This window comes from Mycobacterium botniense, from assembly GCF_010723305.1.
GTDB classification, from domain to species: domain Bacteria; phylum Actinomycetota; class Actinomycetes; order Mycobacteriales; family Mycobacteriaceae; genus Mycobacterium; species Mycobacterium botniense.
Map to the genome: position 1 here is coordinate 1,813,506 of NZ_BLKW01000002.1, position 24,507 is coordinate 1,838,012.

The following is a 24,507-nucleotide window of genomic DNA, read 5'->3' on the forward strand; positions in this document are numbered from 1 at the left end:
TCCTTGGCGTTCAGGCTCGACTGGCCCCGAATTTTTCGGCGGCCGCACGGCGATCGACGGAACCTTTTGCGGTGTGGGGCAACTCGTCCGTCACCTGGATGGTGGCAGGGACCTCGAAAGCAGCCAGCCGCTCCCGGCAGAACGAGGCGAGTTCGGTGGTGTCCGGGTGATCCGAGGCTCCAGCGACCACGACTGCGGCGACCGTCTCCCCGTAGATCGGGTCCGGGACGCCGAACACCGCTGCCTCCACCACATTTGGGTGACTAGTCAGAACCACCTCGACCCGTTCGGGCGAGACCTTCTCCCCGGCCCGGTTGATGAGCTCCTTGATACGCCCGCGCAGTGTCAGCTCTCCCCCCGCGGACAGTGATCCCAGGTCGCCGGTGTGCAGCCACCCGTCCGTGAATGTCCGCGCCGTTGCGTCGGGATCTCCCAGGTAGCCACGCGCCACCGTGCGGCCGCGCAGCCAGATCTCGCCCACCGCATCGGGCGGGCAGGGTCGGCCGTCATCCCCGACGATCCGGATCTGTGCTCCGGTGGAGCAACCAACGAAACCCGCCGCCGGGATCTGGTCGTCGGTTGTGCTCGCCACCTGGTGGGTGGCCTCGGTCATGCCATAGGCGCTCATCACCGGTGCACCGAATTCGGTCCGCAGTGCCTGCGCCGTTTGGGTGCTGAGCGCCGCGCTGCAGCTGCGAATGAACCGCAGCCCGCCGGAGTGCTCGGCCGCGGCACGTTTCAGGAGAATCTGGTGAATCGTCGGCACTGCCGTGAACCAGGTCGCGTGTGCGGCACGGATATCGTCCCAAAAAGTGTGTGCGGAAAACCGTCCCCCGGCGGGTAACAGCACAGTCCCTCCGGAAGCCAGGGTGGACAGCAGTGCCGCGACCAGCCCATGACCGTGAAACAGCGGCATCACCGCGACCGTCGCATCCTGCGGGCCTAACCGATAGGTGTCGATCACTCCACGTACCGCGGACGCGATGTTGTCGCAGGTCCACGGCACCATCTTCGGTGAACCCGTCGTGCCTCCGGTGAACATGATCACAGCGTCGTCGGACCGCAGCCCGTCGGGCGCCGCGCTGACCGGGTAAGGCGGGGCGGCGGCGTCGAGGTCGATGCGGAGACCGCCGCGGCTCACCGGAACCGAGACCGGCCAGCATGGGAATGCGGTTTCGCCGGTTTCGCCGGACTGGTCGATCAAGGCCACTCGCGCGCCGGCCGCCGCGATCCTGGCGTTCTGCTCGGCGAGTGGCAGTGCGGGGTCCAGGGGAACCGCGACAAGCCCTGCCCGGGATGCCGCCAAGAACCCGAGGACGAAAGCAGCGCTATTGGGTGCGCGCAGCGCGACCCGGTCACCCGGCTGCAGGCCGCGCCGGGCCAGCTGCCCGGCCAGCTCGTCGACCAGCGTGATCAGGTCGCGATAGGTGACCGGGACGCGGTTGGCGGTGACGATGAGTGCCGGTGTTTCCGGGTGGCGTCTCGCGGCGGCCTCGACCAGAGCGGCGATTTGCGGGGCGGCGGCGGTCACCTCGATCACACTCCTTCTCCAGACGCACGCGGGCACGCGAGGGCAGCGCCCTCACCTGTACGATGCCCGCACACCTCATGAGCTGTCCAACCACTGACGTATTGGCGCTGGTTGGCAGGATCGCGGTTGGACTCCGATGCCAAACCGACAAGAGTTAAGTCAGTGTCAGGGTGAGATGCCGCATGTTGCGGTGGTTGGATCCTGATCACCTGGTGTCTGGCTCGTAGAGTGTCTGCCGCCTTCGGGCTGGCGTGCATGGGTTTTGTCGGCATCAGGTGTGAAGGACCGGCCGGCGTGACTTGATAGGAGCGTGGCATCCGCCCCGACTGAGATGTGTCCGCCGACCGGCCCAACCGTCACCTCACAGTGAAGGAGGCAACCACCATGGTTGTTGTTGGAGCCGATGTACACAAGCGCACGCACACGTTCGTCGCGGTCGATGAGGCCGGGCGCAAGCTGGCCGAGAAGGTTGTCAAGGCCACTACTGCAGGTCATGCCGAGGCGGTGATGTGGGCCCGAGAAAGCTTCGGGCCAGAGGTGGTGTGGGCGATCGAGGATTGCCGGCATCTGTCGGCCCGGTTAGAGCGTGATCTGATGGGCTTTGGTCAGTCGGTGGTGCGGGTGCCGCCGAAGTTGATGGCCCAAACGCGGGCTAGCGCACGCACCCGGGGCAAGTCTGATCCAATCGACGCCTTAGCAGTCGCGCGCGGTTTTCTGCGTGAACCCGATCTGCCGGTCGCCTCCCATGATGAGGTGTCGCGGGAGTTGAAGTTGTTGGTGGATCGCCGGGAAGTCCTTGTGGCGCAACGCACTGCCACCATCAACCGGCTGTTGTGGCGGGTGCACGAGCTCGACCCCGACCACGCGCCCAAAGCCCGTTCGCTGGATCTGGCCAAGCACCGCCGGATTCTCGGCGATTGGCTTGCCACGGTGCCTGGCCTGGTCGCTGAGTTGGCGCGCGACGAGCTAGCCGACATCATCCGACTCACCGAGACCATCAACGCCTTGACCAAGCGCATCGGACAGCGAGTTCGCCACGTCGCCCCGGTGCTGCTTGCTCTTCCAGGCTGCGGGGAGCTGACCGCGGCCAAACTCGTCGGAGAAACCGCCGGGGTGACCCGGTTCAAAAGCGCGGCCGCCTTCGCGCGCCATGCCGGGGTGGCGCCTGTCCCGGTGTGGTCGGGAAACACTGCCGGTCGCGTGCGCATGACCCGCTCGGGCAACCGCCAACTCAACGCCGCCCTGCATCGCATCGCCGTAACCCAGATCCGTCTCAACGGCCTTGGGCAGGTTTACTACCGGAAGCGGCTAGCCGACAGCGATTCCACCACCGAAGCCCTGCGCTGCCTCAAACGCCGCTTGGCCCGCGTCGTCTTCGGCCACCTCCAGACCGACGAACAGAACCGTCAACAGCCTTGCCAACCGGCAGCGGCTTGACATAGGAGAAACCCATGAACATCCAATCCGCCCCTGAGGGACTGACCGACGGTTTCCATCTGGTAGTGGACGCCCTGAAGCTCAACGGGATCGACACCATCTACGGTCTGGTCGGTATTCCCATCACCGACCTTGCCCGAGTCGCACAGGCATCGGGTATCCGCTTCATCGGATTTCGTCACGAAACCTCAGCCGGGAACGCCGCGGCCGCCGCCGGGTTTCTCACCCGAAAGCCCGGCATCTGTTTGACAGTGTCGGCCCCGGGTTTCCTCAACGGGCTGGTCGCGCTGGCGAACGCAACAACGAACTGTTTTCCGATGATCCAGATCTCAGGATCCAGCGAGCGCGCACTCGTGGATCTCCAGCGCGGCGCCTATGAGGAACTCGACCAACTGAGTGCGGCGCGGCCGTTCGCAAAAGCAGCGTACCGAATCTCCCGTGCGGAAGACATCGGACTCGGCGTCGCGCGCGCCATCCGCGCCGCGGTGTCGGGCCGGCCGGGTGGGGTGTACCTCGATATCCCCGGTGCCGTGCTCGCTCAGGCCCTCGACGCGACCGCCGCGGCCAGCACCCTGTGGCGGGTCGTCGACCCTGCTCCCCGGCAGCTCCCCGCACCCGAGGCGGTTGAGCGGGCGCTGGACTTACTGGCCACCGCGCGCCGGCCGCTGATTGTGCTCGGCAAAGGCGCCGCCTATGCCCAGGCGGACACCGTGATCCGGCGTTTCGTGGAGACTACCCGAATCCCCTTCTTGCCGATGTCGATGGCGAAGGGCCTCGTGCCGGACACACACCCGCAGTCGGTTGCGGCTGCCCGGTCGCTGGCGCTGAGCCGCGCGGACGTGGTCATGTTGATCGGCGCGCGATTGAACTGGCTGTTAGGCAATGGTGAATCACCACCGTGGTCTGCCGACGTGAAATTCGTCCAGGTGGACGTTCAAACGTGCGAATTCGACAGCAACCGGCCGATCGCCGCGCCGCTGGCCGGCGATATCGGCTCGGTGCTGTCGGTGCTCCTGGACCGCATCATCACCCAGCCGCTCGCCGTGCCGACGGCGTGGACTGATGAACTCGCCGAGCGCAAAGCTCGCAACGATACCGCAATGCGTGAACGCCTCGCGGAGGATGCGCATCCGATGCGGTTTTACAGCGCGCTGCGGGTGATTCGCGAGGTGCTGGCGCAGCACCCCGAGGTCTATGTGGTCAACGAGGGCGCTAACGCCCTAGATATCGCCCGCAACGTCATCGATATGCAGATGCCGCGGCATCGCCTAGACAGCGGAACCTGGGGTGTCATGGGTATCGGCATGGGCTACGCCATCGCGGCGGCGATCGAGACCGGACAGCCGGTGATTGCGATTGAAGGTGACAGCGCGTTCGGCTTCAGCGGGATGGAATTCGAAACGATATGTCGCTATCGGCTCCCGATTACCGTTGTCGTCCTCAACAACGGCGGCGTCTACCGCGGCGACGAGGTCGCGGCCAGCGGAACGGATCCGGCACCCACCGTACTGAGCGCGCATGCGCATCACGAAAAGATCGCAGAGGCGTTTGGCGGCAAGGGGTATCATGTCATCACTCCCGTTCAATTGGAGTCTGCTCTCGTCGACGCGTTAGCATCGGGGACGCCGGCGATTATCGATTGTGTACTCGATCCCGCCGCCGGCGTGGAAAGCGGACATCTGACGGCGCTGAACCCGAAAAGCGCGGCTGCCGGCGGCTAATTTCTGCGGGAGCAGAGTTATCGCGGGCAGGCGCTGAGGTTATCGCAACGGCAAACCGGTGATCGCCCTGCTGATAACCAGCCGTTGAATTTCGCTGGTACCTTCAAAGATCGTGAAGATCTTGGCATCTCGGCGCATACGCTCAACCGGGTAGTCACGCGTGTAGCCATTACCACCAAGGATTTGCAGCGCTTCGTCGGTGACGTAGACGGCGGTCTCGCTGGCGACCAGCTTAGCCATCGATCCCTCGGCGGCCAGGAAAGGTTTGTTATGGCGAGCCATCCACCCGGCGCGCCACACCAGTAGCCGCGACGCGTCAATCCGGGCTTTCATGTCCGCCAGTTTGAACCCGATCGCCTGGAAATCCCCGATTTTGCGGCCGAACTGCTCACGTTGTTGCGCGTAGTCCAAGGCATACTCGTAGGCGGCGCGCGCAACCCCCAACGCCATTGCGCCCACAGTAGGTCGGGTCCGCTCGAATGTTGCCAATGCTTCGTGGCTACTGGTGCTTTTCCCCTCCCTGGCGCGTGCGATCCGTTCGTCGAACTTGTCCTTCCCCCCGACGATCAACCTTCCGGGAATCCGGACATCCTCCAAAACCACCTCGGCGGTGTGCGAAGCCCGGATACCGTGCTTGTGAAATTTCTGTCCCTGCTGAAACCCCTGCGTATCCGGCGGGATGATGAACATGGCCTGTCCCCGCGATCCCAGATCCGGATACACCGACGCCACGACGATGTGCACGTTGGCGATACCGCCGTTGGTGGCCCAGGTTTTCGTGCCGTTAAGAATCCACTCGTCACTCGCCTCGTCATAGCGCGCCCGGGTCGCGATTGCGCCGACATCCGAGCCCGCGTCCGGCTCCGACGAACAAAATGAGCCCAGCTTGGGATCATCGACGGTGCCGAACATCTGCGGCAGCCACTCGCCGAGCTGCTCGCGTGTGCCGTTCGCGGCCAGCGCCGCTGCGGCCAGTCCGGTGCCCAGAATCGACAGGGCGATTCCAGCATCACCCCAGAACATCTCCTCGAAGACCGTCAGCATGCCCAGGCCGGTCGGCTCGGCGGCTTGGGTTGAGAACAAGTCGATCGAGTAAAGCCCGACCTTGGCCGCTTCCTGGATAATCGGCCACGGGGTCTCCTCACGCTCATCCCACTCTGCGGCTGCCGGTCGGATCACGTCGGCGGCGAACTCATGGACCCAGTCGCGCACGTGTATGACGTCGTCGGAGAGTTCGAGCGAGAACGACATCGCTATGATCCTTTCGACTGTGGTGGGTGGCACCATGTTGTCGGGCCAGAGGTTGGGACGCGTGACGCCGAGCAGGTTTAACGGCTCGTCGCGGTCGGGTTCACCGCACACCATCCAAGTCAGATAGCCGTCCACGTCTGGTGAACGGTGGTACACCATAGCAGCAAAGCGGCGTTTCGGTCTCGCGTCAGGGCGACGCGACCGTCAGGCAGCGACCAGCAGCGGCGCGATCCAGCTCAACTCCGCGGGTAGTTGCGCACTCCAGAACGACGGATCGTGTCCGCCCGGTGAGAAACCACCCGAGGGCGGATGGGGTAGCTGAGCGGTGAACTGCCGGGTGGCGTCGTAGAACGGATCGCTAGTGCCGCAGTCCACCCGGATAGGGATTGACGCCAGAGTTGGCAGCCCGAAGACCGAATTCGCTGCCCAGTCGTCGGGGCCGTCGAAGGCGCCCGGCGCGGCGGCGCCGGGCGCCAGCCACAGTGCCGGGCTGACCGCGCAGATTGCTGCGGTACGCGCCGGCCCCAGCCTCCCGCCCAGCAGCAATGCGCCGTAGCCGCCCATCGACCAGCCCAGAAACGCCACCCGCGAAGTGTCCAGGCCCTGATCGTCAAGCATCGGGATGAGCTCGTTGAGCACCATGGCCCCGGAATCCTCGCCAGACGACCTTTTGTGCCAGTAACTTCCGCCACCATCGACAGCGACGACTGCGAAGGGTGGCAACCCGGCGGTAACAGCTTGCGCCAAACCCTGTTCGACGCCGCCGGCCATCACCGTGGCCGCATCAGAGCCTTTGCCGTGGAGGGCGATGAGCGGCCGCAGGGCTTGGGTCTGGCCAGGCGGGCGGGCGATCGCCCAGTTCGTCATCTTCCCCCCGCGCGCTGCCGACACGAACGACCCTGTGGACATTGTCGGTGCAGCCGCCGGCGCGCGTGGCGGCTGCACCGGTGCCCGGGGTTGCTGACCTGGCGCCCACGCGGCGCCACTGCCGGTCATCGAGACCGAAACGGCCCGCGAACGACGAGGACACAAGAGTTTCTCGAGCGCGTCCGCGCCTACTGCACCTGCGGCCACACTGGCACCAAGGCGCAGCAGTGCACGCCGGGTGACGTCGGGCATGCGGGCTATCATGCCAGAGGCGTTTGCCCGAAAGGGCAATGTGGTGCCAACCTGGCTGGCAGCATGACTAAGAGTGACGGCAGCAGTTACCCCCAAGGGAGAACGTCGGCGGTACGCGCTGGTGAGTGCTGCCGCTGAGCTGCTGTGCGAGGGCGGGTTGACGGCGGTGCGTCACCGGGCAGTTGCTCGCCGGGCGGGTCTGCCGCTCGCATCGACCACCTACTATTTCTCCTCGCTCGATGACCTCATCGCAGGGGCGGTCGAGCATATCGGGATGTTGGAGGTCGCCCAGCTGCGGGCCCGGGTCGCAAGCCTGTCGCGGCGCCGCCGCGGGCCCGAGACAACTGCTGAAGTGCTCGTCGACCTGCTCGTCGGCGACAGATCCGGGTCACACCTCACCGAGCAGTTGCTCTCGCGTTACGAGCGTTATATTGCCTGCGCGCGACTGCCTGCGCTACGCGAGATTCAACGGCGAAATCTGCGTCAGCGTGCCGCAGCTGCCGCCGAGGCGATTGAGCGGTCCGGGCGGTTCGCCCAGATCGAACTGGTCTCCGCATTGGTCTGCGCAGTCGACGGTGCGGTGGTTTCTGCGCTGGTCGACGATTGGCGGGATCCGCGTGCCGCCGCGCAGGCGACCCTGGTGGACATCATCGACGTGCTGGCACCCGTCGACCAGGGAACGGCGCGTGTGTGACTCGCCGGGGTAGCTTCGCGGGAGCCACCAAATCCGGTGGAAGCGCGGGTGTCACGATGTAGCCGCTGGCGAGGTCCCCGTAGGTGCTGACGCTGGCCGGGCGGCGCTGCGCGTACAAGGCCACATATGCGCAGAGCACAGCATCGACCGGATCCTCCACGCGGCGCAGATCGCTTTTGCGCCGGGCGGTTTCGGCCTGTCGGCGCAAGACGTCCCAGTCCTCGGTCACCCGCAGCGGCACGGCTGCCGTCGCGAGCCTCTCGATCTCGTCCATCAGCCGCAGCAGCTCGGACTTGAGCTGTTCGAAGCTGCGGCCCGTCTTGGCCTTGTACTTCAGCGTGTGTTCCAGGCGAAACAGCGCGACGGCCGCTGGGTGCGGGTAAACCTCGATCGCGCGGCGCCGGGCTGATGATCGCGGATCTATGTCGAGATCGAGCGCAGCGGCCAGCCGGCCGCCGCGGGGACCTGCTGCAAACTCGGGCCGTGCCGTGTTGGTGGGATGCGCACCGGCCTCAAACCTCCGGAAGTCGCGATTTAGCGCGATCTCAGCCGGTCGCGGGCCGGACCGGTTGGTCACCACCAGCGGCGCATCGATGGCTACCAGACAATCACCTTGTACATAGGGCCCTATGGCCGCCACCACCGCCGCATCGTCGCGTGCGCTGCCGACGCGCTTCAGGCGTCCTCGAGCGTCGAGTACTGCGATACCGCTCGGATTGCGCTCGCCCCAGGCGAGATCCACGCCGACGAAGTACATTCATCTAGCTTGCGGCATCACAACCGTAAGCTGTGTCGTTGTGAGCATTCCCAACGTGCTGGCCGACCGTTATGCCAGCGCGGCGATGGTGGCCATCTGGTCACCCCGGGCCAAGGTGATCGCGGAGCGGCGGCTGTGGCTGGCGGTGCTGCGCGCACAGGCGGAATTGGGTGTCCCCATTGCTCCGGATGCCCCGAGCGTCATCGCCGACTACGAACGCGTGCTCGAAGATGTCAACCTGGATTCGATCGCCGCGCGGGAGCGGGCGTTGCGCCACGATGTCAAGGCCCGCATCGAGGAATTCAACGCACTGGCCGGCCACGAGCAGATCCACAAAGGCCTGACCAGTCGTGACCTCACCGAGAACGTTGAGCAGATGCAGATCCACCGGTCGCTGGAGCTGGTGTTCGGGCACGCGGTGGCGGTGCTGGCCCGGCTGGCCGAGCGGGCGGTCGCCTACCGCGATGTGGTGATGGCCGGGCGCAGCCACAATGTCGCCGCTCAGGCCACCACACTGGGCAAGCGGTTCGCCTCGACGGCACAGGAGATGCTGATCGCGCTGAACCGGCTGCGTGAGTTGATCGACCGCTACCCGCTGCGCGGTATCAAGGGTCCGGTGGGCACCGCCCAGGACATGCTTGACCTGTTCGGCGGAGACGCGACCAAACTGGCACGCCTTGAGCAGCGTGTTGCCGAATTCCTTGGTTTCACAAAGGTTTTGACTAGTGTCGGCCAAGTCTACCCGCGCTCGCTGGACTACGACGTGGTGTCTGCGCTGGTCCAGCTGGGCGCTGGACCGTCGTCGTTGGCGCACACCATCCGGCTGATGGCCGGCCATGAGCTGGTCACCGAGGGTTTCGCGCCGGGACAGGTCGGCTCCTCGGCCATGCCGCACAAGATGAACACCCGCAGCTGCGAACGGGTCAACGGACTGCAGGTGGTATTGCGCGGCTATGCCGCGATGCTGGCCGAGCTGGCCGGTGCCCAGTGGAACGAAGGTGACGTGTCATGTTCGGTGGTACGCCGAGTGGCGTTGCCGGACAGCTTCTTCGCCGTCGACGGCCAGATCGAGACGTTTTTGACCGTGCTCGACGAGTTCGGCGCTTACCCGGCGGTGATCGACCGCGAGCTGGATCGCTATCTGCCGTTCCTGGCCACGACGAAGGTCTTAATCGCGGCGGTGCGCGCTGGGATGGGCCGAGAAGCCGCGCACGAGGTGATACGTGAACACGCGATAGCAGCGGCGCTTGCGATGCGGGAAAAAGGCGGCGAACCGGACCTGGTGGAGCGGCTGGCCGCCGACGCGCGGCTGCCGCTGGACCGGGCGGCGCTGGACGCCGTGCTGACCGACAGGCAGGCGTTCACGGGGGCCGCCGGGGATCAGGTCGATCAGGTGGTCGCAGCGGTAGATGCGCTAGTCGGGCGCTACCCGGAAGCGGCGAAATACACCCCGGGTGCGATCCTGTAGGGCCATGAGCGCCCCTGCCGTCCTTTCCGGGATCGATTTCACCGATCTGAACAACTTCGCCAACGGGTTCCCGCATGAGTTGTTCGCCCTGCACCGCCGCGTCGCCCCGGTGTTTTGGCATGCGCCCACCGAGCACACCCCCGACGCGGAAGGTTTCTGGTCGGTGGCCACCTACGCCGAAACCCTTGCGGTGCTGCGTGATCCGCTGACATTCTCGTCGGTGACCGGTGGTAAGCGGCCCTTCGGCGGCACGGTGCTGCAGGATCTGCCCATCGCGGGTCAGGTGCTCAACATGATGGACGACCCGAGGCACACCAAGATTCGGCGGTTGGTGAGCTCCGGCCTGACCCCGAGGATGATCCGCCGCGTCGAAGACGATCTGCGTGCACGGGCCCGTCGGCTGCTCGACGGGGTCCGATCAGGCGTCGCATTTGACTTCGTGGTCGACATCGCCGCCGAACTTCCCATGCAGATGATCTGTATTCTGCTCGGCGTCCCCGAGGCGGATCGGCACTGGTTGTTCCAGGCTGTGGAGCCGGGGTTTGATTTCGGTGCCTCCCGAACGGCGTCGATGCCGACGCTAAATGTCGAGGACGCCGGGTCGCGAATATACGCCTACGGGTTGGAGCTGATCGCCCGCAAGCGGGCAGAACCAGCCGACGACATGCTCTCTACGGTTGCCAACGCCACCATCGACGATCCCGACGCGCCGTCACTCTCCGACGCCGAGTTGTATCTGTTCTTCCATCTGCTGTTCAGCGCCGGCGCTGAGACCACCCGCAATGCGATTGCCGGCGGCCTCTTGGCCCTGGCGGAACACCCTGAGCAGTGGCGCCGGTTGCGGGGTGATTTCAGCGTGCTGCCCACAGCGATCGAGGAGATCGTGCGATGGACGTCGCCGTCGCCGTCCAAGCGGCGCACCGCCACCCGCGCGGTCAGCTTGGGCGGTCAGCCGATCGAGGCTGGCCAGAAGGTGCTGGTGTGGGAGGGTTCGGCGAACCGCGATGCCGATGTCTTCGACCATCCCGACGAATTCGACGTTCTCCGAAAGCCCAATCCACACCTAGGTTTCGGTCAAGGGGTGCATTACTGCCTGGGCGCCAATCTAGCGCGGCTGGAACTGCGGGTGCTCTTCGGGGAACTGCTGTCGCGTTTCGAGGACGTCCGGGTCGTGGCGCCCGTCGACTGGACCCGCAGTAACCGGCATACCGGCATCCGACATCTGATCGTGGAATTGCGTGATCGGCCGTGACCATGCGGCTCAGCGCCATCGAGCCGACACCCGATGCGTTCGCCGCGGTGATGGCGACCGGAATCTTATCGATCGCCGCCCGCAACCACCAGTACGCAAGGATCAGCGAAACACTCGATGTTCTGGCGGTGTTCGCTTTTTCGGTTCTGCTTGCCCCAGTGGCCGCTGCCGCCGTCAGACGCCGGGTCGCCCCTTGGGATCTAGAAGATCCTGACGTGACGCTGCGGCTTTTTACGTTCGTCGCCGCGTGTGCGGTGCTGAGCAGTCGGGTGGCCTCCCATCCGATGGCCGCTGGCATCCTCGGCGCATCAGCGCTGGCGTCTTGGCTGTGGTTGGGCGTGCTCACCGTGCGGAACATATCGGCTCGCCCGTGGCCGGTGCTGCGCGATCATGTGCATGGTGCATGGGAACTGGCCAGCGTCGGCACATCGGGGTTGGTGATCATGGTGATGCTGCTCGCAGAGCACTCCGGACGCCGCTGGTGGCTGGTGGCCGCGGTGCCGCTCTGGGTGGCGGCGATTGGGCTGTATGGGCTGATGACGTGGCTGATCCTGTGGCGCGCGTTAGCAGAGCGACAGGATCGCGACGGATTCGAACCGGATAGCTGGATCCTGATGGGTGCGCTGGCCATCGTGACCCTGGCCGGTGATTACCTTCACCAACTGGCCCGCGGCTGGCTGGCCGGGGGCATTCGCGCGGTCACCCAGGTGACCTGGCTGGCGGCCACGCTATGGATACCGCTGCTCGTCTACTTCGGCCTGCGGCGCATCAGCCGGCGGCCTGCGGTGCTGCAGTTTGCCGGTGTGTGGTGGGCGATGGTGTTCCCGCTCGGCATGTACTCTGCGGCGACCTACGCCATGTCTGTCGAGCTCGGCGTGCGGTCACTGCAGACGGTGTCGCTGGTGTTCTTCTGGGATGGGCTGGCGTTGTGGCTGATCGTGGCTGCTGCCGGACTGCAGCGGTTGTGGTGCGTGGCGGCCCGCTCGAGGACATGAGCGCAGAAATTCGCTGAGGCATCATTCGACACAGTCGCCTCTTGCGTCGCTAGATGAGCGATGAGTACCCCCGCCAACTCGATATCGTATTGGATATCACACTGCCATGACGCTCCAGAGCGCCTCGTGGCGTTCTGTGAGCACGCACGCCGAGCAGAAACTCGCGTCGGGTAGGGATGAACCCTGTGATATCGCATGTGCCATCGTTCTCGGCGGCATGTCATACCCACTATCGCGTTGCGGGTGTGCCTGGTGACACAGATGGGGAACGGCTATTTGGCGCCTCACACCGAGTCCCACCGAGCGCCCGCCGACCGCAGCTCCAAGGCGGCCAGCCGGCGGATGATGCTGAGATCCTCGCGGCGCCATGCGCCAACGGGATCGGAAGTAACTTCGGTCAGCTGGCGAACCGGCCGATTAGCCAACGCTCGCAGTGCGAGCAGCTGGTCGCCGGCTGGCGTCGCGGCCACGCTGGTCACGGTCCATTTGCGCCGGACGAACCGTAGCCGCAGAACCAGCCACGGCGCTATCACCGCAAGTACCGGCGGCGCCGCGACCGCCATTGCCAGCAACGCAGCCAACCAGCTCGCGGTGGTGTCCAGGTTGTGCCCGGCACCGGCGACGTCCAGCGCAGCCTGGCTGGCCGCGGTCAGGGGCTTGCTGACGGCGGCACCGACGAGCGGGATGTGCCGGGCGCTGTGGCCGGCCGACTCGAGGTTGTCGGCGAGGCCATGCGCGCCCGTGTCGACCTGTCGTCCCACGCCGGCGACGCTCGAGACCATGGTGTTGATAGCCACGCCGATAAGCACCCAGCCGGAAACCCACCCGAGTACGGCGATGTCGGCGATCAGCTGCGCGATGAGCCGACGTGGGGTGCTGGCATAAGGCAAGAACCGAACGTTCATGGCCCTGATCCCAACACAGCGGTGCCGGATAGGCTGACGCGGTGCGTCCCGCGTTATCCGACTATCAGCACGTGGCCAGCGGCAAGGTCCGCGAACTGTACCGCATCGACAACGAGCACCTGCTGCTTGTGGCAACCGACCGAATCTCAGCTTTCGACTATGTGCTCGCCAGCACCATCCCGGACAAGGGCCGCATTCTGACCGCGATGAGCGTGTTTTTCTTCCACCTCGTCGAGGCCCCCAACCATGTGGCGGGACCGCCGGATGATCCCCGTATCCCTGACGAGGTGCTCGGGCGGGCGCTGGTAGTGCGAAAGCTCCAGATGCTTCCCGTGGAATGTGTCGCCCGCGGATATCTGACTGGCTCAGGACTGCTGGACTACCAGCGGACCGGCGAGATATGCGGTATTCCGCTCCCTGCTGGCCTGGTAGAAGCCAGCAGATTTCCAACACCGTTATTCACTCCGGCGACGAAAGCTGAACTCGGACAGCATGATGAGAACATTCCGTTGGCACGGGTGATAGAGATGGTGGGCGCGGTGCGCGCCAACCAGCTGCGCGACCTTACGCTTCAGACTTATGTCCAGGGCGCCCACCACGCCTTGACGAAGGGGATCATCATCGCCGACACCAAGTTCGAATTCGGGGTGGACGCCGATGGCAATCTGGTACTGGCCGACGAGATCTTCACGCCGGACTCGTCGCGGTATTGGCCGGCCAATGAGTATCAGCCGGGTGTGGTGCAGACCAGCTTCGACAAACAATTCGTGCGCAACTGGCTCACCAGCCCCGAGTCTGGCTGGAACCGCACCGGCGCACAGCCACCGCCTCCGCTTCCGGATCACATAATCGAGGCGACGCGCAGTCGGTATATCGAAGCCTATGAGAAGATTTCCGGCCAGAGCTTCGAAGACTGGATCGGCCCGGGCGCATGAGCGCGACACCGCCGGTTGCCAAGCGGCTGGACAGTCGCCGCGTGTTCCACGGCGACGTCTTCGTGGACCCATATGAATGGCTTCGCAACAAGTCTGACCCCGAAGTCATCGCCCACCTGCAGGCGGAAAACGACTACGCCGACCGGATGACAGCCCACCTTGAGCCGCTGCGGCAGCAAATTTTCGATGAGATCAAGGCTCGCACCAAGGAAACCGACCTGTCGGTGCCGACCCGTCGCGGGGAGTGGTGGTACTACGTTCGCACCTTCGAGGGAAAACAATACGGCGTCCAATGTCGCTGCCCGGTAGCACAGCCAAGCGACTGGCACCCTCCGTTGTTCGATGAGCACACTGAGATCCCGGGTGAACAGGTGCTGCTTGATGAAAACATCGAAGCCGACGGTCACGACTTCTTCGCGCTGGGCGCCGCCAGTGTCAGTCCAGACGGCAATGTGCTCGCATACTCCGTAGACGTCGTTGGCAATGAACGGTATACATTGCGGTTCAAAGACTTACGCACCGGACATCAATACCCTGATGAGATCGCTGGCATCGGCGCAGGAGTCACGTGGGCCACCGATAACCGCACCGTGTATTACACGACCCTCGACGCTGCCTGGCGGCCCGACACGGTGTGGCGGTACCGACTCGGTTCGGGGGAGCCGGCCGAGCAGGTCTATCACGAGCGTGATGAGCGGTTCTGGCTGGCGGTGGGCCGCACCCGCAGCGATGCCTATGTGGTGATCGTCTCGGCCTCGGCGATCACCTCCGAAGTGCGTTATGCGAAGGCCTCTGACCCGCGCGCACCTTTTACCACTGTGCTGCCCCGCCGCGATGGTGTCGAGTACTTCGTGGAGCACGCGGTCATCGGCGGTGAGGACCGATTTTTGATTTTGCACAACGACGGTGCGGTGAACTTCACGCTGGCGGAGGCCCCGGTGAGCAATCCTGCCGAGCAGCGGACACTGATTCCGCACCGCGATGATGTCCGGCTGGACGGCGTGGACGCGTTCGCCGGCCATCTGGTGGTCAGCTATCGGCGTGCGGCGTTGCCGCGGATCCAGTTGTGGCCCATCGGACCTGATGGTGGCTACGGCGTGGCCGAGGAGCTCTCGTTCGAGTCCGAGCTGATGTCTGCCGGGCTAGGGCCTAACCCAAGCTGGAATTCACCGAAGCTTCGTATCGCCACCGGGTCTTTCCTCACCCCCACGCGCATCTACGATGTCGACCTGGTCAGCGGTGAGCGCACGCTGTTGCGCGAGCAACCGGTGCTCGGCGAGTATCGGCCCGAGGACTACACCGAGCGCCGGGATTGGGTCCGCGGCACAGACGGCGCCCGGATACCGGTGTCTATCGTGTATCGATCTGATATCGAATTTCCTTCTCCAGCAATACTTTACGGCTACGGAGCTTATGAGATCTGCGAGGATCCCAGGTTCTCGATCTCGCGGCTGTCGTTGTTGGATCGCGGCATGGTATTCGTCATAGCCCATGTCCGCGGCGGCGGTGAAATGGGCCGGCTGTGGTACGAGCACGGGAAGCTGTTAAAGAAGAAAAACACCTTCAGCGACTTCGTCGCGGTGGCGACCTATCTGGTCGAGTCAGGGTTGACCCGTCCGCAGAATTTAGTGGCAATGGGCGGTAGTGCGGGCGGACTACTGGTGGGCGCGGTCGCCAACATGGTGCCGGACCTCTTCGCCGGCATTCTGGCTCAGGTGCCGTTCGTCGATCCGCTGACCACGCTCTTGGATCCCTCGCTTCCGCTGACCATCACCGAGTGGGAAGAATGGGGAAACCCCTTAAGTGACAGTGACGTCTACTGGTATGTGAAGTCCTATTCGCCGTATGAGAACGTCACGGCTAAAAAGTATCCCCCGATTCTGGCGATGACGTCGCTGCACGACACCAGGGTTTATTACGTTGAGCCTGCGAAATGGATTGCAGCGTTGCGACACCACAAGACCGATGGAAATCCTGTGCTGCTGAAGACTCAGATGGCCGCCGGCCACGGCGGGATCAGTGGCCGCTACGAACGATGGAAAGAGATCGCTTTCCAGTATGCGTGGTTGTTAGCTGCTGCCGATCGCGAGCACTACGGCGGCGCCCAGGAAGACGACTTCTATGGCCGCGCGGAGGGGTAACCTCGTGCTCATCGACTTGGGCGGGGCAGCAGCATCCCCGCGGTGTGCACGGCAGTCACGATCGGCTACATCAGGGTGCAACGACCGCGACTTGGCCCGGGCCCGGGGCGACAGGTTTTTTGGGCAGAAACATCGCGGGGATTAACGCCAACACCGCCAGGACAACCGCTGCCACGAAGACGGCGGTGTAGGCGTGTGAAAGATCGCGCAGGACGTTGCTCATGAAGTCGGAAACAGCTGTGCTACGCGGCATTAACGCCGGGTCAGGTATCAGATCACGGCGTCCCGGTTGCAGGATGCCGGCTTTGCGCGCAGCTGCAATGTTTTTGCTGTGATCAAACTGACTGGTCAAGATCACCGACATCAACGCCGTGCTGATCGACGCTGCCACTTGCAGGTTGACGTTGATCAGTGCTGAACCGCGGGCGATCTGATGCGGAGCCAAAGACTGCACAGCCGCGGCTGTCAGCGGCATTGTTGTGCAACCTAAGCCCATGCCCATGAGCACCAGCCCCGCGAGTAGAACCGGCAGGTAGCCCACCTGTGCTGCGACACCATAAGCGAAGGTGGCCATGCCCGCACCGATCAGTGTGATGCCGGTGAGCACAACCTTATCCGGGCCGCGCCTGTCCAGCAGAACTCCGGCAATCGGCATTGTCAGCATGGCACCGATACGCTCCGGCATCATGTGCACCCCTGACTGCAATGGTGTCTGGTGCAGCAGTTGCTGCAAGCAGCTTGGGATGAGCAGCGCGGCACCGAAAAAAGCTGCCCCGGAAAGTAACATCGTCAAGTTTGCGGCCGTGACCTCCCGATTCTTGAACAGCCGCAGGTCGATCAGGGGATTGCTCGTGCGCAAAGCGTGCAACACGAAGCTTCCGATAAGTATCAGACCGATGCTCGCCGGTATCCACACGTGAGGGTCGATGACAAGACCGCGTGCCGGAATGGATGAAATGCCGTAAAGAAATGCCGCCAGGCCAGGCGAGAGCAGCAGTAAACCGGCGACGTCGAAGGTCTCCGAAGGGGTTGCGCGATCTTTTGGAAACACGATGGCCGCAAGGATGAATGCCACCATGCCGATCGGGAGGTTGATACGGAAAATCCACTGCCAACCGTAGGCGTCGATCAGCCAGCCACCCAAGATCGGCCCCGCGATCGGTGCGAGCAGCATCGGAATGCCGAGTACGGCCATGAGCCGCCCGATCCGCTTCGGCCCCGCCTCGCGCGTCAAGATGGTGATGGTAAGAGGCATCAGCATGCCTCCTCCAAGGCCCTGTACTACTCGAAAAACGATGAGCACCAAAATATTTGGTGCAGTAGCGCAGAGCAACGAACCCACTGTGAAAGCGAGCACGGAACTCATGAACAGCCGCTTGGTGCCAAACCGGTCGGCAGCCCAACCCGCCAGGGGAATCACCGTGGCCAGCGCGAGCGTGTAGCCCGCCATTGTCCAGGCGACAACGGCTTGGCTGGACTCAAATACGGTGATGAAGGTGCGTTGGGCGACACCGACCACCGTGGTGTCCAAAATCGTCATCACCACAGCCAGCACGCACACTCCCGCGACCCGCAGCAGCCCGGCGTCGAGTTTGTCTGGATAGATTCGTTCGCCCACCGTCAACTTCCGGGCGGGAAAGGCCGGCAGGGATGACCCGTTCGGAGACGGTTTCGGGGTCGGCGGTTGCCGCGGCTGCGGATTGACGGGGCGATGCACCACGCCCACCAGCCTAACGAAGTTAAGTAACTACGTTCGTGTGCGTTCCGGGTGAGGTTTTCGGTTGTAGTGAATTTCTGGCGAGCAACGCTACGGGTAGGTACATCAGTGTGATCATGACCACTGCGACCGCGAAAACCAGGCCGTAAGCATGTGATAGATCGTGTTGCACGGCGCTGGTGAAGTCCGGCAGAAGGGCGCGCCGCGGTATCGCCGACGGGTCCAGCGACGCCCCGTGGCTGGCCGCGGTCTGCCGAAGAGCCGCGAGTTTATTCGCAGCGATGATGTTTCCACTGCGAGCGAACTGGCTGGTCAGGATTGCCGACATGAGCGCGGTACCCACCGAGGCCGCGACTTGGTGATTGACGCTGAGCAGTGTGGAACCGCGGGCCACCTGATGCGGGCGCAGCGGGCGCAACGCCGCAGCCCATAATGGCATCAAGGTACAGCCCATGCCCATACCCATGATCATCAGGCCTGCCAGTAGCGTGGGTGAGTAGTCCATGCCGTTCCAAACCCCGTACGCGAAAGTGCCCATCCCGAGCGCGGTCAGCGTCACGCCGATCGGCACGACTTTGGCCGGGCCATATCGGTCCATAATGTATCCGGCGGTCGGGATCGTGAGCATGGCGCCGATGCCCTTGGGGATGAGGTGCAGCCCCGACTGTAGCGGCGTCTGATGCAGCAACTGCTGAAAGCAACTCGGGAAGAGCAACGTAGCGCCGAGATAGGCAGTCTCGGAGAGCAACAGTGCCGCGTTGGCCAGCGCAACCGCATGGTCTTTAAACAGCCGCAGGTCGATCAGCGGGTGCGCCGCTCGGTAGCGGGTGTGGAGCACGAATCCGGCAATCAGCAGCACGCCGATGCCCACGGGTGGCCAGATATGGATATCGGCCACCGTGGCACGGCCGGGTATCGATGACACCCCGTAGAGGAATGCGGCCAAACCTGGAGACAACAGCAGCATTCCGACAACGTCGAAGGCTTCGGAGGGTTTGGTGCGGTCTTTCGGGAAAATGACGCCGGCCAGCAGGAACGCGGTCACGCCAATCGGCACGTTGACCAGAAAGATCCATTGCCAGCCGAAGGCTTCGATTAGCCAACCACCGACGACCGGATCGCAGATCGGGCTGAGCAAAGTGGGAACCCCGGCCACGGCCATCAACCGCCCCAACCGGTTGGGGCCTGCTGCCTGGGTCATGATGGTGTATTTCAGCGGCAGCAGCATGCCGCCGCCGAGACCTTCAAGGATCCTAAATCCGATCAGCAACGTGATGTTCGGTGCCATCGCGCACAACAGTGAGCCTAGGGTGAAAAAAAGCACCGAGCCCATAAACAGCCGCTTGGTGCCAAAGCGGTCGGCCGCCCATCCGGCCAGCGGGATCACGGTGGCCAGTGCCATGGTGTAGCCGGTGATCGTCCAGGCCACGACGGCCTGGCTGGACCCAAACTGGGCAATGAACGTGCGCTGAGCTACGGCGACGACGGTGATATCCAAGATGACCATGAGGCGAGCAAGGACGCACACCCCGCTGATCCATAACAGACGAGCGTCAAGCTTGTCCGGGTAATCCCCATCCCGGGTGACCAGCTGCCGGTCAGGCGCTGTGGACACGCCGACATGATCGGCGTCCTTGTGAGGTATCTGGGTTTTCCGTGGCCGCGGATTGATGACACGCTCCACCACGCCACTAGCGTACCGGCTCTGACACAGACTGAGGTGGTTGGCCGGAAGTGAATATCGCATCAGGGGTACGGACGGGATCGACGCTTGCTGTCTGCGTGTTCGTCACATTCTTGTCATCTGACGTGGGCACACTGCGGGTGTGTCTGGGAAATTGATCGTCTCGGTCTCGGGGATCGGCGACCGCACCCTGGCCGACATCGACGCGTTTTGTGCGCAGATGGATGCACGGAACGTCCCGGTGTCATTACTGGTGGCGCCCCGGCTCAACGGCGGCTACCGGCTGGAGCGGGACTCGCGCACCGTCGAGTGGCTGACGAATCGGCGCACCCGCGGCGACGCGATTGTGTTGCACGGCTACGACGAAGCGGCCGCCAAAAAGCTTCGCGGCGAATTCGCGACGCTGCCCGCACACGAGGCGAATCTGCGGCTGATGGCCGCCGACCGGGTGCTCGAGCACCTCGGGCTGCGCACCCGGCTGTTCGCGGCGCCAGGCTGGCTGGTGTCACCTGGAACCGTCACGATGCTGCCACGCCATGGATTCCGGCTGTTGATCGGTCTTTACGGGATCACCGACTTGGTCCGGCACACCACCACCCGGGCCCGGGTACTGGGAATCGGTGAAGGTTTCCTCTCCGAGCCGTGGTGGTGCCGGATGCTGGTGCTCTCCGCGGAGCGTATCGCACGTCGTGGCGGCCTTGTGCGAGTGGCAGTTGCCGCCCACCACTTGCGCAAGTCCGGGCCGCTGCAGGCGATGCTCGACGCGGTGGATCTGGCCTCGATGCATGGCTGTGCGGCGACCGTGTACCGTTGGGGGTCCGAGAGCGAGGTTCTCGACGCGGCCTGATCGCCGGGTTCACTACGCTGGAGTGGCATGAGCGATTCCGCAGCTGCTGACGTCATCGTCGTCGGTGCTGGGCTGGCCGGTTTGGTGGCCGCCTGCGAGGTAGTGGACCGCGGATTTCGGGTATTGATCCTGGATCAGGAGAATAGCGCCAATCTGGGTGGACAGGCGTTCTGGTCATTCGGTGGACTTTTCTTCGTCGACAGCCCCGAACAACGCCGTTTAGGCATTCGCGACAGCCACGAACTCGCTCTGCAAGATTGGCTGGGCACGGCCGGGTTCGACCGACCCGAGGATTACTGGCCGCAACAATGGGCGCATGCCTATGTCGATTTCGCAGCGGGTGAAAAACGGAGTTGGCTGCGTGCCCGGGGCCTGCGGATCTTCCCGCTGGTGGGCTGGGCCGAGCGTGGCGGCTACGATGCACGCGGGCACGGCAATTCGGTGCCTCGTTTCCACATCACCTGGGGCACCGGGCCGGCTCTGGTTGAGATTTTCGCACGCCGACTTCAGGGCCAGCCAAGGGTGCGGTTCGCGTACCGGCACCAAGTGGACGAGCTGATCGTCGAGGGTGGCGCGGTCACCGGGGTGCGGGGAACGGTGTTAGAGCCCTCAGCCGAACCACGCGGTGTACCTTCATCACGAAAAGGATTAGGGCAATTCGAATTTCGTGCTCCGGCGGTGATCATTACCAGCGGCGGCATCGGTGGTAATCATGAACTAGTGCGGCAAAACTGGCCGCAGCGGATGGGGCGGGTTCCTGAGCAGCTGCTGAGTGGAGTGCCCGCCCATGTCGACGGCCGGATGATCGGCATCGCCGAGAAGGCCGGCGCGCGGGTGATCAACCGCGATCGGATGTGGCATTACACGGAAGGGATCACCAACTACGACCCGATTTGGCCACGTCACGGCATCCGGATCATTCCAGGCCCGTCCGCACTGTGGCTGGACGCTGAAGGCAAGCGATTGCCGGCCCCGCTTTATCCGGGCTTCGACACGCTCGGCACACTGGAGTACATCACCAAATCAGGTTACGACTACACCTGGTTTGTGCTGAACGCCAAGATTATCGAGAAGGAATTCGCGCTGTCCGGCCAGGAGCAGAACCCGGACTTGACCGGACGGAGCGTGCCCGAACTGCTGCGCTCCCGGGCCCGGCACGGCCCGCCGGGACCGGTGCAGGCATTCATCGACCGGGGCATTGACTTTGTCACCGCGAACTCATTGCGGGACTTGGTCTCTGCCATGAACCAACTGCCCGATGTAGTCCCGTTGGATTACGCAAGGGTGGAAGCCGAAGTCACCGCTCGCGATCGTGAGCTGGCCAACCCGTTCAGCAAAGACAGCCAGATCATCGCGATCCGCGCCGCTCGCCGCTACCTGGGTGACCGGTTAGGCCGGGTGGCGGCGCCGCACCGGCTGACCGACCCGAAGGCCGGGCCGATGATCGCGGTCAAGCTGCACATTCTGACCCGAAAGACGTTAGGAGGACTGGAAACCGACCTCGATTCGCGGGTGCTCAAGGCTGACGGCACCCCACTGGACGGCCTGTACGCCGCCGGGGAAGCGGCCGGATTCGGTGGCGGCGGTGTCCATGGCTACCGGGCTTTGGAGGGCACTTTCCTCGGTGGCTGCATCTTCTCCGGCCGGGCCGCCGGCCGCGGCGCGGCCGGCGATATCGCCTAGTCAGATACCGCCCGGCCGACGTGAGCAGAGTATGCGGCTGCTCGCGCGGAGACCACGGTCAGAATGTGACCGCGCTTTCCTCGGGCAACACCTGGAAGTCGGTACTGGTCATTTCGCTGAGCCGGCTGTAGTAGATGCCCCGAGCTGCGGGGGAGATGATGCCCTGGTGGATGGGCACCGCTCGCGAGGGCGCGACGGCCCGCAGATAGTCGACGGCTTCGGAGATCTTCATCCACGGCGCAGCCGCCGGAGTAGCCAGCACATCCACCGGCTCCTCAGGCACGAAGAGGGCATCGCCGGGATGCATCAGCCGTGCGGCGTGGCTGTCGTCACCCACCAGATACGAGATGTTATCGATCACAGGGATTTCCGGGTGGATTACCGCGTGTCGGCCACCGACTGCCCTGATGCGCAATTGACCGACCCGCAGCTCATCGCCGACGTGCACGGCCTGACATGGCTCACCCAGCTGCGCGGCGGTTTGCGGGTCGGCGTACAGCTCGGCCTGCGGGTTGGCCTCGAGCAGCGCGGGCAGCCGTGACTGGTCGACGTGATCAGGGTGCTGGTGGGTGATCAAGATGGCGGACAGCCCGCTGATGCCCTCGAACCCGTGCGAGAAATTTCCCGGGTCGAACAGCAGAGTCGCGTGGTCGAACTCGGCGAGTAAGCAGGAATGGCCGAAATGCGTCAGCTGCATGTCTACGATTGTGCGCTCAAGTATGCGCTCAAGGGGAAGTGCGGATGCGGGCAGTGCTGGCGACCATGCTAGTCGTGGGTGGGGCGGTGGCTCCGGTGGCCGCGATGGCCGTGCATGCTGACCCGGAAACCTGCCCGGCCGTGTGTGACCGGATTCCCGGCAGCGCGTGGATTCCCGCACGCGACGTGCCGCTCAACGCGGTGTACCGCTGGCCTGCGCTGGCCGCGGCGGCGGTCGCGGTTACCGGGACGACGCCCCGCTTTCGGTTCGAGGAATTGTGCGCCACACCGACGCCGCCGCAGGATCCCCGCCAGTACGCCGTGGCGGCACGGGCCGCCGTCGCCAATCCGGATGGTCAGTGGCAGTTGCAGGCTCAGGTGCTGCACTGGCGCGGTGATACAGCACGCGGCGGCCAGGCCGCGGCGTCGGTGTTTCGCAATGCCGCGGCCGCGCTGCAGGCCTGCCAGCCGGGCACATCGCCGCCGATCACGCTCGAGCAAACCGACCGGCTGGTCGCAGTGGTCGGCGGACCGGTCGTTCTGCACACCTATCTTCTCGCCCATCCCGCGAGCAGTACCGTCAGCGAACTCGCGTTGTGGTCGTCGGACCCGCCGCAGGTGCCGTGGCCACTGACGGCCGACACCCAAATACTGGACGCGATGACCGCCCCGTTATGCACCGCCTACATTGCCTCGTGCCCGTGAGATCGGGGTCGTCGGTAGAGTTGGCGCCATACACGCCTGAGGAGGAATGCTGGTGGCCCGGGTGGTTGTCAATGTGATGCCCAAGGCGGAGATTCTCGACCCGCAGGGCCAGGCGATTGTCGGTGCGCTGGGACGCCTGGGGCATACGGGAATCTCAGATGTACGGCAGGGCAAGCGATTTGAGCTTGAAGTGGATGACAGTGTCGATGATTCCGAGCTCGCTGAGATCGCAGAGTCGCTGCTGGCGAACACGGTTATCGAGGACTGGACGATAAGCCGGGAACCGCAGTGACGGCCCGGGTCGGGGTCATCACCTTTCCCGGGACACTCGATGACGTCGATGCCGCGCGGGCGGCGCGGTTCGTGGGCGCCGAAGTCGTCAGCCTCTGGCACGCCGACTCAGACCTCAAGGGTGTCGACGCGGTCGTGGTTCCCGGCGGATTCTCCTACGGGGATTATCTGCGCGCGGGCGCGATCGCCAGGTTCGCTCCAGTCATGGCCGGAGTCATCGATGCTGCCAGCAAGGGTATGCCGGTGCTGGGGATTTGCAACGGCTTCCAGATTCTCTGCGAGGCCGGGCTGCTGCCTGGTGCTCTCACCCGCAATGCGGGTCTGCATTTCATCTGCCGGGATGTGCGGCTTCGTGTGACGTCGACCGCGACAGCGTGGACATCGGTTTTCGAGCCGAACGCCGACATCGTGGTCCCCTTGAAATCCGGCGAGGGACGCTACGTGGCTTCTGAAAGGATGCTCGACGAACTCGAAGGCGAGGGGCGAGTGGTGTTCCGCTACCTCGACAACCCGAACGGCTCGCTCCGCGACATCGCCGGGATCAGTTCCCCCAATGGGCGCGTGGTCGGGCTGATGCCACATCCCGAGCATGCCATCGAAGCCCTCACCGGACCCTCTGAAGACGGGCTCGGCGTATTCTGCTCGGTGCTGAATTCGGTTCTTGAAGCCTGATTTGAC

Annotated in this window: 21 protein-coding genes; 13 read left to right on the forward strand and 8 right to left on the reverse strand. The window is 64.3% G+C overall.

The annotated features are described in order from the left end of the window. Positions 1-10 precede the first annotated feature (10 nt). Positions 11-1,531, reverse strand: a complete 1,521-nt coding sequence (locus G6N08_RS08455; protein ID WP_163756859.1) for a FadD7 family fatty acid--CoA ligase — start codon at positions 1,529-1,531, stop codon at positions 11-13. Between the two features lie 366 nt (positions 1,532-1,897). Here G6N08_RS08455 and G6N08_RS08460 point away from each other — a divergent pair, with 366 nt between their 5' ends. Both G6N08_RS08460 and oxc read left to right on the forward strand, forming a co-directional pair. Further along, positions 1,898-2,968, forward strand: a complete 1,071-nt coding sequence (locus tag G6N08_RS08460; protein WP_218033352.1) for an IS110 family RNA-guided transposase — start codon at positions 1,898-1,900, stop codon at positions 2,966-2,968. A 14-nt stretch (positions 2,969-2,982) separates the two neighbouring features. Continuing rightward, a complete protein-coding gene (gene oxc / locus G6N08_RS08465) occupies positions 2,983-4,689 on the forward strand; it encodes an oxalyl-CoA decarboxylase (protein WP_163756064.1) in 1,707 nt (568 codons plus the stop codon). A 39-nt stretch (positions 4,690-4,728) separates the two neighbouring features. Here oxc and G6N08_RS08470 read toward each other — a convergent pair whose 3' ends face one another. Beyond that, the gene (locus G6N08_RS08470; RefSeq protein WP_163756861.1) at positions 4,729-5,940 is read right to left on the reverse strand and encodes an acyl-CoA dehydrogenase family protein; all 1,212 of its coding nucleotides are present in this window, start codon (positions 5,938-5,940) and stop codon (positions 4,729-4,731) included. A 204-nt stretch (positions 5,941-6,144) separates the two neighbouring features. Next, the gene (locus tag G6N08_RS08475) at positions 6,145-7,071 is read right to left on the reverse strand and encodes an alpha/beta hydrolase-fold protein (RefSeq protein WP_163756065.1); all 927 of its coding nucleotides are present in this window, start codon (positions 7,069-7,071) and stop codon (positions 6,145-6,147) included. 61 nt (positions 7,072-7,132) lie between these two features. Here G6N08_RS08475 and G6N08_RS08480 point away from each other — a divergent pair, with 61 nt between their 5' ends. After that, complete coding sequence (locus G6N08_RS08480; protein WP_163756067.1) at positions 7,133-7,753, forward strand: TetR/AcrR family transcriptional regulator; 621 nt, start codon at positions 7,133-7,135, stop codon at positions 7,751-7,753. On the opposite strand, the gene G6N08_RS08485 is transcribed toward G6N08_RS08480, so the two are convergent. Further along, a complete protein-coding gene (locus G6N08_RS08485; protein ID WP_163756069.1) occupies positions 7,707-8,510 on the reverse strand; it encodes a DUF429 domain-containing protein in 804 nt (267 codons plus the stop codon). The genes G6N08_RS08480 and G6N08_RS08485 overlap by 47 nt on opposite strands. A 40-nt stretch (positions 8,511-8,550) precedes the next feature. Here G6N08_RS08485 and purB point away from each other — a divergent pair, with 40 nt between their 5' ends. The 3 genes from purB to G6N08_RS08500 are packed head-to-tail and all read left to right on the forward strand — an operon-like array spanning position 8,551 to position 12,225. After that, entirely contained in the window at positions 8,551-9,978 is a 1,428-nt protein-coding gene (gene purB / locus G6N08_RS08490; RefSeq protein ID WP_163756071.1) for an adenylosuccinate lyase, read from the forward strand. A gap of 4 nt (positions 9,979-9,982) precedes the next feature. Continuing rightward, on the forward strand, positions 9,983-11,230 hold the full coding sequence (locus G6N08_RS08495) for a cytochrome P450 (RefSeq protein ID WP_163756073.1): 1,248 nt from the start codon (positions 9,983-9,985) through the stop codon (positions 11,228-11,230). Further along, positions 11,227-12,225 (forward strand): tellurite resistance/C4-dicarboxylate transporter family protein, encoded by a 999-nt coding sequence (locus tag G6N08_RS08500; protein WP_163756075.1) that lies wholly within the window; start codon positions 11,227-11,229, stop codon positions 12,223-12,225. The genes G6N08_RS08495 and G6N08_RS08500 overlap by 4 nt, the downstream gene beginning before the upstream one ends. Positions 12,226-12,509: 284 nt before the next feature. Here the strand turns inward: G6N08_RS08500 and G6N08_RS08505 are convergent, their stop codons facing one another. Continuing rightward, positions 12,510-13,130, reverse strand: coding sequence for a hypothetical protein (locus G6N08_RS08505; RefSeq protein ID WP_163756077.1), 621 nt, complete (start codon positions 13,128-13,130; stop codon positions 12,510-12,512). Positions 13,131-13,171: 41 nt separating this feature from the next. Here G6N08_RS08505 and G6N08_RS08510 point away from each other — a divergent pair, with 41 nt between their 5' ends. Next, the gene (locus G6N08_RS08510; protein ID WP_163756079.1) at positions 13,172-14,065 is read left to right on the forward strand and encodes a phosphoribosylaminoimidazolesuccinocarboxamide synthase; all 894 of its coding nucleotides are present in this window, start codon (positions 13,172-13,174) and stop codon (positions 14,063-14,065) included. Then, positions 14,062-16,206, forward strand: coding sequence for a S9 family peptidase (locus tag G6N08_RS08515; protein WP_163756081.1), 2,145 nt, complete (start codon positions 14,062-14,064; stop codon positions 16,204-16,206). Before G6N08_RS08510 ends, G6N08_RS08515 begins: the two co-directional genes overlap by 4 nt. A 70-nt stretch (positions 16,207-16,276) precedes the next feature. Here the strand turns inward: G6N08_RS08515 and G6N08_RS08520 are convergent, their stop codons facing one another. Next, positions 16,277-17,854: a DHA2 family efflux MFS transporter permease subunit gene (locus G6N08_RS08520; protein WP_163756862.1), complete on the reverse strand. Its 1,578-nt coding sequence runs from the start codon at positions 17,852-17,854 to the stop codon at positions 16,277-16,279. Between the two features lie 91 nt (positions 17,855-17,945). Next, complete coding sequence (locus tag G6N08_RS08525; RefSeq protein WP_371868971.1) at positions 17,946-19,610, reverse strand: DHA2 family efflux MFS transporter permease subunit; 1,665 nt, start codon at positions 19,608-19,610, stop codon at positions 17,946-17,948. 139 nt (positions 19,611-19,749) lie between these two features. Here G6N08_RS08525 and G6N08_RS08530 point away from each other — a divergent pair, with 139 nt between their 5' ends. Both G6N08_RS08530 and G6N08_RS08535 read left to right on the forward strand, forming a co-directional pair. Beyond that, positions 19,750-20,454, forward strand: coding sequence for a DUF2334 domain-containing protein (locus G6N08_RS08530; RefSeq protein WP_163756085.1), 705 nt, complete (start codon positions 19,750-19,752; stop codon positions 20,452-20,454). Positions 20,455-20,481: 27 nt separating this feature from the next. Beyond that, positions 20,482-22,137, forward strand: coding sequence for an FAD-binding dehydrogenase (locus G6N08_RS08535; protein WP_163756087.1), 1,656 nt, complete (start codon positions 20,482-20,484; stop codon positions 22,135-22,137). A gap of 58 nt (positions 22,138-22,195) precedes the next feature. On the opposite strand, the gene G6N08_RS08540 is transcribed toward G6N08_RS08535, so the two are convergent. Next, entirely contained in the window at positions 22,196-22,834 is a 639-nt protein-coding gene (locus G6N08_RS08540) for an MBL fold metallo-hydrolase (RefSeq protein ID WP_163756089.1), read from the reverse strand. A 44-nt stretch (positions 22,835-22,878) separates the two neighbouring features. Here G6N08_RS08540 and G6N08_RS08545 point away from each other — a divergent pair, with 44 nt between their 5' ends. From G6N08_RS08545 to purQ, 3 genes are read left to right on the forward strand one after another with little or no spacing between them, the layout of a single operon-like run. Further along, the gene (locus tag G6N08_RS08545; RefSeq protein ID WP_163756091.1) at positions 22,879-23,538 is read left to right on the forward strand and encodes an ATPase; all 660 of its coding nucleotides are present in this window, start codon (positions 22,879-22,881) and stop codon (positions 23,536-23,538) included. A gap of 52 nt (positions 23,539-23,590) precedes the next feature. After that, complete coding sequence (gene purS / locus G6N08_RS08550) at positions 23,591-23,830, forward strand: phosphoribosylformylglycinamidine synthase subunit PurS (RefSeq protein WP_163756093.1); 240 nt, start codon at positions 23,591-23,593, stop codon at positions 23,828-23,830. Beyond that, positions 23,827-24,501: a phosphoribosylformylglycinamidine synthase subunit PurQ gene (gene purQ, locus G6N08_RS08555; protein ID WP_163756095.1), complete on the forward strand. Its 675-nt coding sequence runs from the start codon at positions 23,827-23,829 to the stop codon at positions 24,499-24,501. The genes purS and purQ overlap by 4 nt, the downstream gene beginning before the upstream one ends. Positions 24,502-24,507 lie beyond the last annotated feature (6 nt).